We start from the raw sequence: 16,578 nt of genomic DNA on the forward strand, positions 1-16,578 counted from the left end.
GGCGTAACTCGTGAGTTACGCCTCCAATCACGCGAGTGCGGTCTCTGATCACGCGAGTGACGAGTTCAGGCCCGCCAGTGCGGGCGGCAGCGGGCCTTCGTGCAGGACGCCGAGGCGCTGCGTAGCACGCGTGAGCGCGACGTAGAGCTCAGCCGCACCGCGCGGGCCGTCGGCCAGGATCCGCTCCGGGTCCACGACGAGGACCGCGTCGAACTCGAGCCCCTTCGTCTCCGACGCGGGCACCGTGCCCGGCACTCCGGGCGGGCCGATCACGACGCTGGTTCCTTCACGCCCGGCTTCGTCCTTGACGAACTCCTCGATGGCACCGGCGAGGGATTCCCCGGAGACCTGCCGCGCCCACGGCCGGACCCCGTTGGACCGGACCGATTCCGGCGCCCGGACGTCGGGCGCGAACTCGGCGAGCACCGACGCGGCGACGGCCATGATCTCCGCCGGGGTGCGGTAGTTCACCGTCAGCGACCGGTAGACCCACCGGCCCGGCACGTACGGCTTCAGCATCGCGTCCCACGACCGCGCCCCGGCCTCGGACCGGCGCTGCGCCAGATCCCCGACGACGGTGAAGGAACGGTTGGGACAACGCCGCATCAGCACCCGCCAGTCCATTTCGGACAGTTCCTGCGCCTCGTCGACCACGACATGCCGGTACGTCCAGTCCCGGTCGGCGGAGGCGCGTTCGACGAGGCTGCGCGTGTCGTGCTCCACGAACCGGTCGGCGAGTTCGTCGGCGAAGAGGAGGTTCTCAGCCGACAGCATGACGTCCTCGTCCATCTCTTCGCGGTCGAGCTTCATCGTGTCGAGCACACCTTCGGCGTACTCGGCTTCGGCCTTCTTCTCCCGCGCGAGCGCCTTCTCCGCCGCCGCGTCCGCCGTCTTGTCACGGCCGAGCAGGTCGACGAGTTCGTCGAGCAGCGGCATGTCCGACACCGTCCAGGCTTCCCCTTCGGCACGCAGCAACGCCTGGTCGGCGCCCGCCGCGCGAAGCCGCTCCGGGGACGAGAGCAGGGAGCCCAGCAGACTTTCGGGCGTCAGGATCGGCCAGAGTTCGTCGAGCGCGGTGGTGAACGTCTCGCTCTCCGCCAGTTCCTTGAGGAGGTCCTTCCGCAGCCGCTCCCATTCGTCGCGGTCGTCCCGGCTGAGCCAGCCTCGGCCGATCCGGGCGATCGCCCGCTCGGTCAGGACGTAGGTGACGATGTCGGTGAACGTCCCGCGCGCCTCGTTGTGCGGCAGCCCGCTCTTGCGCGCCTCGTCCCTTGCCCATTCCGCGGTCTCGGCGTCGATCCGGACGGTGACGTCGGCGAGATCGATCAGCACCGGCTCCTCCGGCAGCCGCTGGCGATCGGCGACGGCGGCCTTGAGGACGTCCAGCATCTTCAGCGAACCCTTGAGCCGGGTGGCTTCGGGGCCGTCCTCGGCGGTGACATGCTTGCCGGGAACGAAATCGCCGGTCGTCATGAACACCACGTCGGTCTCGCCCAGCGACGGCAGGACCCGGCCGATGTGGTGCAGGAACGCCGGATTCGGCCCGACCACGAGCACGCCGTGGCGTTCCATCCGCTCGCGCTGGGTGTAGAGCAGGTAGGCGACGCGGTGCAGCGCCACCACGGTCTTCCCGGTGCCCGGCCCGCCCTCGATCACCAGCACCCCGGGATGTTCGTGCCGGATGATCTCGTCCTGTTCGGACTGGATCGTCGCGACGATGTCCCGCATCCCCTCGCCGCGCGGCGCGTTGACGGCCGCCAGCAGCGCCGCGTCACCCTCCGCGTCGCCGCCGGGACGGCCGAACACCTCGTCGGTGAAGCCGAGCAGCTCACGCCCGTGCGTGTGGAACTGACGGCGACGGCGCATCTTCTCCGGCGTCGCGGCGGTCGCGGTGTAGAACGGGCGCGCCGCCGGTGCCCGCCAGTCGAGCAGCACCGGTTCGTAGTCGTTCTCCTCGTCGAAGAGCCCGATGCGGCCGATGTACGAGGTCTCCCCCGCGAGACTGTCCAGCCTGCCGAAGCACAGACCGTTGTCGACGACGTCCAGCCGCCGCGACTCCCTGGCCAGCGCGCGCACCTCGACGTCGCGTTCCATGGCCGTCCCGCCGGTCCCGCCCAGCGCCGACTGGAACTCCCCCTTCACCCGCGCGCGTTCGGCGTCCAGGCGCGTGTAGAGCCCGGCGACGTATTCGCGTTCGGACCGCAGCTCTTCTTCATGACCCTGAGTTGACACAGACTCCCATTTCGCCCGGTTTCGGCTACGGCGAGTGAGTCTGAGGCATCACCGGGGTCTTGTGGCAAGTCCCCCCATGCGCTATATGTTTATTACGGAGGGAGTTACTCCGTCTCTTTCTCGGCCCTGTCGGGCCATGGTCCACGTAAGTCGGCGGCGTTCCTTTGCCGAGACTCGGGACCCATCGCGTGTCGCGAAAGCCACTTTCGAGACACCTGACGTCCCGAAAGTGGCTTTCGCGACACGCGACGACCGGGCAGCCCCCTCATCCGCACGGCGGCGCGTAGTCGAGCCCCGGGAAATACCGCTCCCACTCCTCCCGCGTGATCCTCGGCGTCGCCAGCGCGCAGATCTCCTCGCTCACGCGGTCCGTGTTCGTCTGCCACAGCTGGACGCCGCTGCTCCCGATGGCGAGCGTATGCCCGTCGTCCCGGTACACCAGTGAGTTGACCGTCGCCGCGAACCCGGTGAGCTGCGCCTTCTCCACCGGTTTCCGCGGATCGGCGATATCCCAGACGCGCACCGTCCGGAACGCCGAAGCCGCCAGCTCCCGGCCGGACGGCCCGAACGCGATATGCCCGACGCCTTCGGGATTGCCGCCCAGTTTCGCGAGCCGTACGGGGTGCGCGCGATCCGCGATGTCCCACAGGTAGACGTTCCGGTCACTGCTGCCCGCGGCCACCGTGCGGCCGTCCGGGCTGACGGCCGCCTTGAACACGGCCCCGGCGTCGGGCTTCAGCGTCGACGCCAGCCCCGGGCGCCGGGGATCGGTGACGTCCCACAGGGTCACCGCGGACGAATCCGGCCCTTGGGCAGCCACGAGCGTCCGCCCGTCCGGGGTGAACGCGAGCGACCACACGGTGCCGTCCCCGACCGGCAGGACCCGCGGTTCGGCGAACCGGCCGGGATCACCGACGTCCCAGAGCTGCACCGGACCGTCGTCGTGGCCGGAGGCGAAGGTCTTCCCGTCGGGACTGAACGCGAGCGAGTACGTGGGTTTCACCTCGGTCGACGCCAGCAGCCGCGGCGCCATCGGATCGGCGATGTCCCAGCGCTGGAGCACGAACGTCCCGCCGACACCGGCGCCGGCGTGCGCGGCCAGCGCGAGGCTTCGCCGGTCCGGGCTCAGCGCGACGGCGGTGACGGTGGCCGGGCCGGGAAGTTTCGAGAGCTGTCTCGGCGCACGGAGATCGTCCATCGCCCAGAGCCGCGCGTCGTCCCCCGCGGTGACGAGGATCCGCCCCTGTTCGGTGAACGCCCCGGCGTTCCAGCCCACGCTCGAAGCCAGCGCCAGTTCGCCGACGTCCTGCAGCCGCACGGTGCGGTCGGCGCTGGCGGAGACGATGGTCTTGCCGTCCGGGGAGAACGCGGTCCACCAGATGGCGTTCGTATGCCCCGAAAGGGGCGGCAGTTCCTTCGCCGGCCCCGTGACGTCCCAGAGCCGCACGGACTGGTCGTCCCCCGCGGTCACCACCAGCCTGCCGCTCGGGCTGAACCCGGCCGCCCAGACCACGGCCGGGGTGGTCAGCGTCGAAAGCGACCGAGGCGCCGCCGGATCGGCGACGTCCCAGAGCTTCGCGGTGCGGTCCCAGCTGGTGGTGAGCAGCCGCCGCCCGTCCGGGCTCCACGCCGGGGTGAGCTGGAGGTCCTTGTGTCCGGAAAGGACGGAGCGCCGCCGTGGCGCGGACGGCGCCGTGACGTCCCAGAGCTCCGCCGTCCAGTTCGTGCTCGTGACCGCGAGCATCGTGCCGTCGGGATTGAACACGGCGCGTTCGAGTTCGGGGGCCGGGATACCGCCGAGCGGTTTCGGCGCGCCGAGGTCCCCGACGTCGGTGAGCTGGACGGTGCGGTCGACCGAACCCGAGGCGAGCCGGCGGCCGTCCGGGCTGAAATCGAGGGACAGCAACGTGTTCCGGTGCCCGGTGAGGTCCGCCTTCCGCACCGGGTTCCGCGGATCGGTCAGCTCCCACAACCGGACCCGGTGATCCCGGGTTGCGGTCGCCAGCGCCCGCCCGTCGCGGCTGAACGCCAGCGGCCCGCGGATCTCCTCCGATCCGGGCAGCGTCGCCAGGAGCGCCGGATGCCGCGTGTCAGCGATCGACCACACCTGCGTCGCCCGGTAGTTGTCCGAAGTGACCATGAGCTGCCCGCTCAGCGCGACGGTGACCTCGCCGGGGTCGAAGACCATCCGGGTGGGGAACGGCGCCGCCATGGCCGCGAGTAGACCGTCATGGGTCTCCTGGATCGGCGCGAGCCGGTACGCGGCGAGGCTGAGCTGCGTGGACAGCGCCGGATTCGAGTCCCGCAACGCCTTCGCGTCGACGACGGCCTTGCGCGCGAGTGCCACGTTCCGCTGATCGGTGGCGGTCCGCCCGGCATCGACGGCGTATCCGACGGCGACACCCGCGAGGAGCAGCAGGACGCCGAGGAGCGCGACGAGCCTTCGCAGCCTCCGCGTCCGTTTGCGGCCGACAGCGGTTTCCTCGGCTTCGGCGTCCAGCCCGGCCTGGAGGAACTGCCGCTCGCGTGCGCTCAGCGCGCCGGGCTCCCGTTCCGCCCATTCCGCCGCGCGTCCCAGCCGCGTGCCCCGGTACAGGCTGCCCTTGTCGCGATCCAGCGACTCCCACAGCTCGGTCGCTTCGGCGAGCTGGCGATGCAGCCGGTGCCCTTCGCGGTCCTCCGCGAGCCAGTCGCGCAGCCGGGGCCAGCCGCGGATCAGCGCCTCGTGGGCGATCTCGACGCCGTCACGGTCGAGGACCAGCAGACGTGCCTCGGCGAGGCGTTCGAGGACCTCCGTGGTCGCCGGGTCGTCGTCGAGTTCGCGGCGGTTGAGGCGGCGCTTCGTGTCTTCGGTGCCTTCGCCGAGCGCGGTCAGCCGAAGGAAGATCTGCCGCACGAGGCGCTGTCTGTCCGGCTCCAGATCCGTGTAGACGGCCTCGGCGGTCTGCGCGATCGCGTTGAGGATCCCGCCCGCCGCCTCGTAGGCCGCGCTGGTCAGCGTGATCCCCTGGCGCCGCCGCCAGGTCTCCAGCAACGCGTGCGAGACCAGCGGGAGCATCGCGGGCTGGCCGGTGGCGTCGGCGACGAGCGTCGTGACCAGCGCCGCCTCGACCCGGCAGCCCGCGCGGACGGCGGGTTCGACGATCGCGGTCCGGAGCTCGTCGGCGGTCATCGGGCCGACCATCACCTGCGCGTCGGTGAGCGCCTCGACGAGACCGGCGTGACGGCAGAGGTGACCGTAGAAATCCGCGCGGACACCGAGGACGACCCGCGTCCCGTGCTCGTCGCGGGAGAGCGCGAGCAGCACGTCGACGAATTTCTCGCGTTCGGCCTGGTCCCGGCAGAGCGTGTAGACCTCCTCGAACTGGTCGACGATCAGCAGCCGTCCCTCGGCGTCGAGGTCCTCTTCGAGTGGATGCGCGCCTGGTGTGCGGAGGACGACCGGACGTTCGCTCGACGCCGCCAGCCCGGCCCTCAGGACGGACGACTTCCCCGATCCCGAAGCGCCGAAGACACCGACGAGCCGCCGTTCCGCGAGCTTGCCTGCCAGTTCGGCGACCAGCCGCTCGCGGCCGAAGAAGCGTGCGGCGTCGGCCGTCTGGAACGCGGCCAGCCCCAGGTACGGCAGTTCGGTTTCGTCGCGTTCGCCCGCGGCCGCGGCGAGCCCGGCGGCGACCGTGCGCCAGCGCTCCTCCCATGCCGGGACGTCGCCGCCGCACGCGGTGACGTACGCGGTCGTCACCGCGAGCCCCGGCAGCTTCCGTCCGCCGGCGGCTTCGGAGAGCGCGGCGGCCGAGTAACCCGCACGGGTCGAAAGCTCGCGGTACGTCGGCCCTCCGGCCTTCTCGCGAAGCAGCCGAAGGTCCGCCGCGAAGCTCACGACGACGTCGTCGCCCGGCCCCAGCGGACGCTCACGTCTCGGCACCAGGCCCCCCTGATCGTCGAACCGTTACCGATTGGACATTGTTCACCGAAAACGGCCCGACACTGTACAAAAGTTCTGCGCTACAACCGATGGCGTGCCGATTCGAACCCAAGCGGTGAGCGTGGTCTTCGCGGGTGTCCCCGAACCGCCCGTGTCGCCGGAGCTCGAGGTGGTCGCCCACACCCCCGACGAACGCGAAGCGGTCTGGCACGCCACGGCCCTTCGTCCGGACGTCCTCGTCCTCCCGGTTCACCCGCCCGCACTGGACGGGCTCGCCGTCACACGCGAAGTGGCTTCGCGCGTGCCGGGGACCGCCGTCCTCGTCCTGACCCCACCGGGTGACGGCGAGCTCGTGGTCGCCGCGATGCTCGCGGGCGCGCGCGGCGTCCTGTCCCGGAGCGCGGGTCACGACGACCTGGTCCGGTTCATCCGCGGGGTGGCGGCGGGGGCGGTGGTGTTCGGCGAGCGCGCCGCGGACCGGCTTTACGGCCTGCTGGCCGCGTCGCAGCCGATGCGGGCGTTCCCGCGGCTGACCTCACGCGAGCACGAGGTGCTCGGCCTCCTGGCGGACGGGCTGGAGATCCCGGCCGTCGCGCGTCGGCTCGGGCTCGCGCCCAAGACGGTGCGCAACGTCGTCTCGGCGATCCACGCCAAGGCCGGCACGGACGACCGGGAGGTGCTGCTCGCCCAAGCCCGCAACGCGGGCCTCGGGCATCACTCGTAAGCGCGCGGCGTCCGCCCGAGGACGCGACCGTGTGGATTTTGGGGCGTTGGACGACCAGAAATCCACACAGTGCCCGCGTGACCGGTCCGGTCACGCGGGCCAGGCCACGCCGAGACGCGAGATCACTCGTAAGTGCGGGGCGTCCAGACAACGCCGTTCTCGGCGCGCGTCTTCGACGAGCCGATGATCAGCAGGCAGCGCATGTCGACACCGGCCGGATCGAGGGTGCCGAGGGTGACCACGCGGACGTCCTCCTCGGGCCCGCCGACGTCGCGGGCGACGACCACCGGGGTTTCCGGCGCGCGATGCCGGAGCAGGACGTCGCGGGCCTGCGCGAGCTGCGTGGTCCGCGTGCGGGACGCCGGGTTGTACAGCGCGAGCACGAGATCCGCCGCGCCCGCCGCGTCCAGCCGTCGTTCGATGATCTCCCACGGCTTGAGCCGGTCGGACAGCGAAAGCACGCAGTAGTCGTGGCCCAGCGGCGCGCCGACCCGGGACGCGGCCGCCTGCGCGGCGGTCACGCCGGGCACGATCCGCACCCGGGCGCCCGCGCCGTGCCCGGCCGCGACCTGCTCCAGCACCGCCGACGCCATCGCGAACACGCCGGGATCACCCGACGAGACGACGGCGACCTTGGCGCCGTTCGTGGCCAGTTCGAGCGCTTCGACGGCGCGTTCGGCCTCGACACGGTTGCCCGACGCGTGCCGCTGCTGGCCCGCGCGCTGCGGCACTCGCGCGACGTACGGGCCGTAGCCGACGACGTGCTCCGCCGCGGCCAGTTCCTCGGTCGCTTCTGGGGTCAGCCAGCCGGGACCGGCCGGACCGAGGCCGACGACCACGACTTCGCCACCGGTGTGCGTTTCCTGCTTCCGGGTGACTTCGGGTTCGTCGGCGAGCCGGGACGCGTAGGCCGGGCTGGGCAGCAGTGCCAGCGAGAAGTACGGCACCGAATCCGGGTCGACGTCGGCGAACGGCTCGACGCGCTGCGCCTGCCAGGTCGCGCGTTCGACGTAGAAGGCGTCGTCCAGCTTCCCGGCTTCGGCCAGCGCCTCATGGACGTTGCCGAACGTGCGCCCGAGTTTGAGCACCGCCGCGGCCTGCGTGTCGGCCAGGCGCCGCGCGAGTTCCGGCGCGGGCAGCGTGCCGGGGAGGATGGTGAGGACCTCGTCGCGCTGCACCAGCGGGCGGCCGAGTACCGAGGACGCCGCGCTGACCGAGGTCACGCCGGGCACCACGGTCGCCTCGTAGCGGTCGGCGAGCCGTTCGTGCATGTACATGTAGGAGCCGTAGAAGAACGGGTCGCCTTCGCAGAGCACGACCACGTCGCGGCCGGCGTCGAGGTGCTCGGCCAGCCGTTTCGCGCTCAGCTCGTAGAAGTCGGCGATGGCGCCTTCGTAGCCGCCGGGGTGGTCGGTGGTCTCGGTGGTGACCGGGTAGACCAGCTTCTCCTCGATCTGGCCGTCCCGCAGGTACGGCTCGGCGACCGAACGCGCGATGCTCCGGCCGTGCCGCGCGCTGTGATAGGCGATGACGTCGGCCTCGCCGATCAGGCGGGCCGCCTTGACCGTCATCAGTTCCGGGTCACCGGGTCCGAGCCCGACACCCCAGAGTTTCCCGAGCCCGCTCATTCGACCTCACTCGCCATCGCGTTGATCGCGGCGACGGCCATCGCGCTGCCGCCGCGGCGTCCGTGCACCACCAGGTACGGGGCGGGTGCCCGCTTCGCGAGCTCCACTTTGGACTCGGCGGCGCCGATGAAACCCACCGGGACCCCGATGATCGCCGCCGGCGCGCCGACGCCCTCTTCCAGCAGTTCCAGCAGGCGGAACAACGCGGTGGGCGCGTTGCCGATCGCCACCACGGAACCGGGCAGCTTGTCGCGCCACAGCTCCAGCGCGGCCGCGGACCGGGTGGTGCCCATCCGCTCGGCCAGCCCCGGCACCTTCGGGTCGGACAGCGTGCACAGCACCTCGTTGGCGGCGGGCAAACGTTTGCGGGTCACCCCGGAGGCGATCATGTTGGCGTCGCACAGGATCGGCGCGCCCGCTTCGAGCGCGGCGCGGCCGGATTCCACCACGTCCAGGCTGTAGCGGAGGTCGTCGACCAGGTCGACCATCCCGCAGGCGTGGATCATCCGCACGGCCAGCACCGCGACGTCGTCGGGGAGGATCGCGAGATCCGCCTCCTCACGGATGGTGGCGAACGAATGCCGGTAGATCTCGGCCCCGTCCCGGATGTAGTCGATCACTGCTGTCCCTTCTCCGCCAACGTCGCCAAAGTCTCTGTCAGCTCGCCGACCGGGACGAACGCCCCGTCGACCAGATAACCGTCCTCCGTCGCGAGCACGTCGACGTGCTCGTGCGCGGGCTTTCCGCATCGCCGGGCGCACCCGGCGAAATGCACTCTCGGGGTCCGGCCGACCTTCGCCGCGTCGGCCCGCACGTCGGCGAGCGACTTCGCGCAGCCCGGCTGCCCGACGCAGGCGCTGATCCCGAGCGACGGCGCGTCCGGATCGGTGATCAGCCCCGGATCCGCTTCCAGGGGGCCGAGGACCAGGATCGACCGCCACGGGGTGACCACGGCGTTCCCGGCCTTCGCGATCTTGCGCGCCTGAGCCGAGGTGAGCCTGCCGAAGACCGGGGCGACCCCGGTCGCCTCCCCGATCGGCCCGATCGGAAGGCCGGGATTCACCTCGAACTTCCGCGGCTCCGTCGTTTCCCCCGGTATGCCATCGATCAGCGGTGCGGTGTCGGCGAGTTCGCTGACCCGCCAAGCCGTTCCTCGCGTCCGGAGGAACGCTCGCGCGACCGAAAGCAGCGTCTCGACGGCGTGCTCGGCGGTGATCCGCAGGCCGGTGTCCTCGCCGGCGAGCAGCACGGCTCCGTCGCGCCAGCAGACGTCGGCGCCCTCGCCGGCGACGTCGCCCTGGCCGCCGTCAAGGGCGAAGAGGAAGCGTCCCGGGAGTTCGGCCAGCTCGGGGACCGCGCACAGGGCTTCGTCGAGCGCCGAGGCGAGCTTTTGCGCGGTGTCGCTGAGCGGCGACGCGAGGATGTTGCGGACACGTTCGTGCGACGGCGAGGGCAGGAGCCCGGCCGCGGCGAGCCTGCCCGCGAGACCCGGCCGGGTGACGCCACGCAATTGGACGTTGCCGCGGGAGGTCAGGTGGAGGGCGCCGTCCCCGAGGTCGCCGGCGGCGTCGGCGAGCGCCTCGAACTGGCCCGAGGTGATGGCGCCGCCGGGCAGCCGGATCCGGGCGAGCGGACCGTCGGCCGCGTCGTGCGTGGCGAAAACACCAGGGCACGCGTCGGCTCGGACACGTGCGCTCGTGGACATGCGCTCACTGTAGATGGCCGATTCCGACGAGAGTATGTCTCAGATCATATGTAGTAGGTGTGCTACATTCGATCGCATCATTGAGATGGGGGTGACCAAATGAGAGATCCACACGACGTGATGATCTCCGTCAAAGATCTCCGCATGCGGTACGGGACGAACGACGTCCTCCACGGCGTCGACTTCACCGCGCATCGCGGCGAGGTGATCTGCCTGCTGGGTCCGAACGGCGCGGGCAAGACCACGACGATCGAGATCCTCGAAGGCTTCCGGATGCGGTCGGAGGGCGAGGTCAGCGTGCTGGGCGCCGACCCGGCGCACGCGGACGAGAACTGGAGGGCGCGGCTGGGGGTCGTCCTCCAGGCCTGGCGCGACCACGCGAAATGGCGCGTGCGTGAGCTGCTGGAGCACCTGGGCGGCTACTACGCGCCGTACTCCACGGACCGCATCAAGCGGCCGTGGGATCCGGACGAACTGGTCGCCGCGGTCGGCCTGACCGAGCACGCGGACAAGAAGGTCCGGATGCTCTCGGGCGGGCAGCGGCGGCGTCTCGACGTCGCGATCGGCATCGTCGGCCGCCCGGAACTGCTGTTCCTCGACGAGCCGACCGCCGGATTGGACCCGGAGGCGCGGCGCGAGTTCCACGAACTCGTGCACCGGCTGACCGATGACGACGACACGACGATCCTGCTGACCACGCACGACCTCGACGAGGCCGAGAAACTGGCGGACCGGATCCTGATCCTGAACCACGGCCGCATCGTCGCCGACGGTTCGGCCGACGCGCTGAGCAGGCAGATCGCCGGCGAGGCCGAGGTGCGCTGGACACTGGACGGCCAGCGGTTCGTGCACTCCACGACCGAATCGACGAAGTACGTCCACGAACTGTTCAAACAGCATGGGGACGCCATCGGCGATCTGGAGGTCCGGCGGGCGTCGCTCGAAGACACGTACATGACCCTGGTCCGCAAGGCCGAATCCCTCGAGGCGGTGGGCGCGCGATGAACACGATTCAGCACAGTGTCCGGCTGGGCGTCCGGCGCGGCTGGCTCGAAGCCCGCCAGATGATGACCAACCGGGAAGACCTCTTCAACACCTTCCTCTTCCCGGCGATCTTCATCGTCGTCATGTTCTTCATGCGCGACTCGAAGCTGCCGGGGACCGAGTTCTCGCTCGGCGCCGCCACCGTGCCGAGCGTGCTGGGCGCGTCGATCGTGTTCAGCGGAATGCTCGGGATGGCGGGCGTCCTCGCCGTCGAACGCGAGGACGGCACACTCCTGCGCGCCAAGGCCACGCCGAACGGCATGATCGGCTACCTCGTCGGCAAGGTCGTCACGGTCTCCTTCAACACGGTCATCGGGATCCTGCTGGTATTGGTCCCCTGCCTGTTCCTGTTCGACGGCATCGCGCCCGGCGGGCTGACGTCGTGGCTGGGCCTGCTGTGGGTGCTGGTGCTCGGCCTGCTGGCCACCATGCCGATCGGCGCGATCTTCGGCTCGCTGACCACGAACGCGCGCAGCATCGGGCTGATCATGCTGCCGACGCTGGGTATCGGCGCGATCTCGGGGATCTTCTACCCGATCACCGCGCTGCCGGAGTGGCTGCAGTACCTCGGGCAGGTGTTCCCGATGTACTGGCTCGGCCTCGGCATGCGGTCGGCGCTGCTGCCGGACTCGACGGTGGTCATCGAGATCGGCCAGTCCTGGCGGCCATGGGAGACCCTCGGCGTGCTGTCGGTGTGGGCCGTGATCGGATTGACGCTGGCCCCGGTCGTCCTGCGGCGCATGGCGCGGCGCGAGTCCGGGTCCTCGGTGGCGGCACGACGGGAAAAGGCGATGCAGCGAATTGGCTAGCTCATGAGCGAGGTCGTTTACAACCGGATCGCGATGTTGCGGGCGGAACGGGGCATCTCCCGCCGCGAACTCGCCGATGCGCTGGGCGTGCACTACCAGACCATCGGCTACCTCGAACGCGGCGAGTACAGCCCGAGCCTCTACCTCGCCCTGCGGATCGCGGAGTTCTTCGAGGTGGCGGTGGAGATCATCTTCTCCACCGCCCCTTTCCCGCGGATCGGTGACTCTTCGTCGGACCGGTCGGCTTGAGCCCGTCCGTTTCGCAATTAGCCGACTAAATGCGGTGCTTCGGGCGTCTTGCCCGGGGTGAATCGGCCTGGTTCCGACACGCTTCCGGACACCGAGCCTCGCCCCCGGCGTTCCTCGGGCTATCGAGGGCTGGGGTTGCGAAAGCCACTTTCGCAACGTTGGGGGTTGCGAAAGTGGCTTTCGCAACCCCCAACGGCGATAGGTCGAGCAGTCCCCGCGACCGCGCGAGCCTCCTTGCCCGTCCTGAGAGCAGACGTGGAGGCCTCGCCACCCCGCCTACGTGGCTTTTCGCGTCCCCAACGCACGCATTTAGTCGACTAACTGCGAGGCTCGCTCAGGGTGAATCACCAAAGCGACGGATTCACCCTTCAGTGTTGCGCACGCATTTCGCTTGTCGCTTAAAATTACGAACACATGTTCGATTTTTTCGGGTATTATGGAGGCGTGTCCGAGACCTTCCTTCCCGAGTTGCCGCAGGAACTGTGGCGTGCCGGCAAGCTGGAGCTTGCCCATGGCGTGCAGCAGTCGTTGCAGGTGATTCGGATGGCCACCGCGGGTTTGGGGCGGTTTCTGGCGGAGGTCGAGTCCCGGGGTGCGAAAGACTTGTTCGGGCATGGGACTACGGCGAGTTGGTTCGCGGAGATGGCCGGTTTGTCGCGGGCCGAGGCTGGTGCGGTGGTGAAGCGGGCGATCGCTTTGAACCCGACACGGAACCTGGATGGCACCGAAGCCCCGGCCGTGGCACCCGAGACCGCCGCGGTCGCCGCCGAGGGGCTGGTCGGGGACGAGCGGATCGACCAGATCCTGGAGATCTTGAAGAGACTCCCCGCCGACACCTCCGCCGAAGATAAGGCGGTCGCGGAGAAGATCCTCGCCGACCTCGCCCCGACTGCCGGCCCGCAGCAGCTCGCCAAGGCCGAAGCGAACCTCCTGGGCTGGCTGGACCCCGACGGCAACGAACCCCAAGACCCCGAACCCAAACAACCACGCCGCGAAATCACCCTGGAACGCCGCAGGGACGGCTTCTGGAAACTCACCGGCCTGCTGGACGACGAGACCGGCGCCCGCACCGCCGCCGCCCTGGAGGCCTACGCCCAACCACGGCCAGTCGACGAATTCGGCCAAGCCGACCTGCGGATGAAGTGCGAACGCCTGGGCGACGCCTGGGCCGAACTCCTCGACCTAGCCATCGCCTGCCCCGACCAACCCGGAACCAGCGGCTACCGCACCCTCGTGCACGTCACCATCGAACTCGACGAACTCAAATCCGGCCTCGGCACCGCCTGCCTCGACTTCGTCGGAACGATGACCGCCCGCGAAGCCCGACTCGCCGCCTGCGACTGCCTGATGCTCCCGGTCGTGATGAGCACCGCCGGAGAACCCCTCGACGTAGGACGACTCAGACGCTTCGTCACGCCCGGCCAACGCCGGGCGCTGAATATCCGCGACGGCGGCTGCGCGTTCCCGGGCTGTCACCGCAAACCGAAGAATTGCCACGCTCATCATATTGAGCACTGGGTGGACGGCGGACCCACCGACCTCCGGAATCTCGTGCTCCTGTGCGGGTTCCATCACCGCCTGATCCACCACGGTGACTGGGAAGTACGGACGGCCGCCGACGGATTACCGGAATTCATCCCACCCCAATACCGAGACCCACTCCGACAACCCCGCCGCAACACCCTCCACCACCGCTGAACCCCGAGGAGCCCGTCGGCCACACCGGCGACGGGCCCTTCGGCATGCCCACCGGGCATCGTCAACACGTCACCGATAGTCCACAAGGGACACCGACACCACGAACGCATGTGAGGATGTGCCGGTGCCACCCCACACTCGTGCCGTCGATCCTGGACACCTCGCCCAGTGGTGCGGGGACCATCTGGGCAGCCCGCCGGCCGGCGAGCTCTTCAGATCCGGCTTCCTGTCCACCGTCATCGGGCTGCGGCTGGCCGACGGCCGGGAGGTCGTGGTCAAGATACGTCCGGACTCGCCGAGGGTAGCGGCCTGTGTGGAAGTCCAGCGCCGCCTGTTCCTGGCCGGCTATCCGTGCCCCCGGCCGCTCACCGGCGCCGCGCCGCTGGGTGGCGACGTCGCCACCGCGGAGGCTTACGTGCCTGGCGGTGCCACGCTCCCCAGCGCGGACCACGCGGCCACGGCTTTCGCCGAGGCGTTCGCGTGGCTGATCCGGCTGGCTCCCGCGCCCGACGAGATGCCCGCGCTCGGTCCGGCACCTTCCTGGGCGAACTGGGATCACGGCGGGGACGAACTGTGGCCGGGTCCGGAAGATCTCGACGGAGTGCCCGGCGGTGCGTGGATCGATGACGCGGGACGCCGTGCCCGTGACCTGCTGCGCGACGGCGGATCCGACGCCGTGATCGGCCATTGCGACTGGCTGGCAGGCAATCTGCGCTGGAGCGGTGACACGCTCCTGGTGGTGCACGACTGGGACAGTGTGATTATGGAGGACGAAGCCGTTCTGGTCGGCTTCGCCGCCGCGCTGTATTCGACCGTCAGCGCGGACGAGTTGGCGACCGTCGAGGACACGCAACGGTTCCTCGAGGCGTATGGCCGTGCTCGTGGCCGGGAGTTCGGCGCCGGCGAACTCCGCCGGTCGTGGGCGGCGGGCGTCTGGACCAGGGCTTACGACGCCAAGTTCCAGCACGCGGCCGGGCGACCCGTCACCTCACTGTCGGAGGAGGAGGCTCGCGAGCGCCTCCGCCGGGCCGAGGAAGGGCCACAAAAGCGGTAGCCCGCCAACATGAAGACCTCCTCATCTGTCCTTAACGGACGATTCAGGAGCGCGCCACAGGCTGGTCACCGTGACCGCCTACACCTACACGACCCGAGCGACCCCGACCCAGAAACCCCAGGAACCCAAGAAGCACAACAAGACGTGGCTGATCGCGGCCGCGGCCATCGCGGCGTCGGCCACCGCCCTCGTGCCCGGCGGACCGACCTGGCAAGGCGCACTGGTGCTGGCCGTCTTCGCCGCGGCCGTGGGCGCATGGGTTCTGACCAGCCTGGACGACACCTGGGTCGCGCTCGCGGCGGTGGCCGTCCTTGCCGTGACCGGGATCCTGGCGCCCGCCGATCTGTTCGCCACGCTCGGCGCGGATCTGGTGTGGCTGCTGATCGCGGCGTTCGTGCTGGCGGCCGGGCTGACCGGTTCGGGGCTGGTCGACCGGTTCGTGGCCGTGTTGCCCGCGCGGGCGCGGTCGGTGCGGGGGCTGGCGCATCTGTCGACGGTCGCGTTGGTGGTCTCGTCGCTGGTGGTCCCCTCGACGTCGGGTCGGGCGGCGCTGGCCGTGCCGGTGTTCACCGCCTTGGCGAGCGCGCTCCCGCGGATGGCCAAGGCGCTGGCGGTGCTGTTCCCGACCGTGGTGTTGCTGTCGGCGGTCTCGACGCTCATCGGCGCGGGCGCGCATCTGGTGGCCGACCAGCTCCTGCGTGAAGCGACCGGCGACGGCATCGGCTTTCTGCGCTGGCTGGTCCTGGGCCTGCCGCTGGCGGCGGTCTCGTCCCATCTCGCGGTCGAGGTCGTCCTGCGGCTGTTCACCACGCGCGAAGACCGCCGTGCCCGGTTCGACCTGCGCGCGCGGTTCCCACCGCGAGGGCCGTGGACGCGGACCGAGCGGTTCGCGGCCGTGACCACCGGTGTGGTGCTGGTGCTGTGGTGCACCGAATCGTGGCACGGTCTGCCGCCCGCATTGGTCGGCCTCATCGGCGCGCTGGCGATGTGCGTGCCACCCCATCGGGTCACCACCGGCGCGGCGCTGAAGACCGTGCCGTGGTCGCTGCTGCTGTTCACCGCCGCGACGGCCGCGCTGGGCAGCGCGCTGGTCGGGTCGGGTGCGGCGGCATGGGTGGCGGACGTGGCCTTGAGTCCCGTCCGTGGCGCGCCGGCGTGGGTGGTGCTGCTCGCCGTGATCGTGGTGAGCACGGCCGCGCATCTGGCGGTGCAGTCCCGTTCGGCGCGGTCTTCGGTGCTGGTGCCGGTGGTGATCCCGCTCGCGGCGGCCACCGGGCTGGCCCCGGCCGCGGCGGTGTTCGCGTCCACCGCGGCGGCGGGGTTCTGCCACACCCTCACCTCGTCCGCCAAACCCGTCGCCCTGTTCTCCGACATCGACGGCGTGCCGACCTATTCGGCTCGCGACCTGCTCCGGCTTTCGGCCGTGCTCGCACCGCTGCACGTGGCCGTGGTCGCCGTCTTCGCCCTGCTCATCTGGCCGTACCTCGGCCTCGTGCCGTGATCCATCAGG

At 70.3% G+C, this 16,578-nt stretch carries 12 protein-coding genes; 7 read left to right on the forward strand and 5 right to left on the reverse strand.

The window, feature by feature from the left end; all coding sequences use genetic code 11:
* Positions 1-48: 48 nt before the first annotated feature.
* Complete coding sequence (helR, locus tag NQK81_RS14645) at positions 49-2,232, reverse strand: RNA polymerase recycling motor ATPase HelR (protein ID WP_257488628.1); 2,184 nt, start codon at positions 2,230-2,232, stop codon at positions 49-51.
* A 265-nt stretch (positions 2,233-2,497) separates the two neighbouring features.
* On the reverse strand, positions 2,498-6,157 hold the full coding sequence (locus NQK81_RS14650; protein ID WP_257488629.1) for an nSTAND1 domain-containing NTPase: 3,660 nt from the start codon (positions 6,155-6,157) through the stop codon (positions 2,498-2,500).
* 94 nt (positions 6,158-6,251) lie between these two features.
* Here NQK81_RS14650 and NQK81_RS14655 point away from each other — a divergent pair, with 94 nt between their 5' ends.
* On the forward strand, positions 6,252-6,881 hold the full coding sequence (locus NQK81_RS14655; protein WP_257488630.1) for a response regulator: 630 nt from the start codon (positions 6,252-6,254) through the stop codon (positions 6,879-6,881).
* Positions 6,882-7,003: 122 nt separating this feature from the next.
* Here the strand turns inward: NQK81_RS14655 and NQK81_RS14660 are convergent, their stop codons facing one another.
* From NQK81_RS14660 to NQK81_RS14670, 3 genes are read right to left on the reverse strand one after another with little or no spacing between them, the layout of a single operon-like run.
* Positions 7,004-8,509: a precorrin-2 C(20)-methyltransferase gene (locus NQK81_RS14660; protein ID WP_257488631.1), complete on the reverse strand. Its 1,506-nt coding sequence runs from the start codon at positions 8,507-8,509 to the stop codon at positions 7,004-7,006.
* Positions 8,506-9,129, reverse strand: a complete 624-nt coding sequence (locus NQK81_RS14665) for a precorrin-8X methylmutase (protein ID WP_016332061.1) — start codon at positions 9,127-9,129, stop codon at positions 8,506-8,508. The genes NQK81_RS14660 and NQK81_RS14665 overlap by 4 nt, the downstream gene beginning before the upstream one ends.
* A complete protein-coding gene (locus tag NQK81_RS14670; protein ID WP_257488632.1) occupies positions 9,126-10,214 on the reverse strand; it encodes a ferredoxin-like domain-containing protein in 1,089 nt (362 codons plus the stop codon). The genes NQK81_RS14665 and NQK81_RS14670 overlap by 4 nt, the downstream gene beginning before the upstream one ends.
* Before the next feature lie 99 nt (positions 10,215-10,313).
* Here NQK81_RS14670 and NQK81_RS14675 point away from each other — a divergent pair, with 99 nt between their 5' ends.
* The 6 genes from NQK81_RS14675 to NQK81_RS14700 all read left to right on the forward strand — a co-directional run bounded on the left by NQK81_RS14675 (position 10,314) and on the right by NQK81_RS14700 (position 16,569).
* Positions 10,314-11,219 carry an ABC transporter ATP-binding protein gene (locus NQK81_RS14675; protein WP_257488633.1) on the forward strand — a complete coding sequence of 302 codons (906 nt, stop codon included), beginning with the start codon at positions 10,314-10,316 and terminating at the stop codon, positions 11,217-11,219.
* Complete coding sequence (locus NQK81_RS14680; protein ID WP_257488634.1) at positions 11,216-12,067, forward strand: ABC transporter permease; 852 nt, start codon at positions 11,216-11,218, stop codon at positions 12,065-12,067. Before NQK81_RS14675 ends, NQK81_RS14680 begins: the two co-directional genes overlap by 4 nt.
* Before the next feature lie 3 nt (positions 12,068-12,070).
* Positions 12,071-12,316, forward strand: a complete 246-nt coding sequence (locus NQK81_RS14685; protein WP_257488635.1) for a helix-turn-helix transcriptional regulator — start codon at positions 12,071-12,073, stop codon at positions 12,314-12,316.
* Between the two features lie 444 nt (positions 12,317-12,760).
* Positions 12,761-14,014, forward strand: a complete 1,254-nt coding sequence (locus NQK81_RS14690) for an HNH endonuclease signature motif containing protein (protein WP_257488636.1) — start codon at positions 12,761-12,763, stop codon at positions 14,012-14,014.
* Between the two features lie 124 nt (positions 14,015-14,138).
* Entirely contained in the window at positions 14,139-15,068 is a 930-nt protein-coding gene (locus NQK81_RS14695; protein WP_257488637.1) for an aminoglycoside phosphotransferase/kinase family protein, read from the forward strand.
* A 70-nt stretch (positions 15,069-15,138) separates the two neighbouring features.
* On the forward strand, positions 15,139-16,569 hold the full coding sequence (locus NQK81_RS14700) for an SLC13 family permease (RefSeq protein ID WP_257488638.1): 1,431 nt from the start codon (positions 15,139-15,141) through the stop codon (positions 16,567-16,569).
* Positions 16,570-16,578: the final 9 nt, after the last annotated feature.

It is taken from the genome of Amycolatopsis roodepoortensis (assembly GCF_024628825.1).
Classification (GTDB): domain Bacteria; phylum Actinomycetota; class Actinomycetes; order Mycobacteriales; family Pseudonocardiaceae; genus Amycolatopsis; species Amycolatopsis roodepoortensis.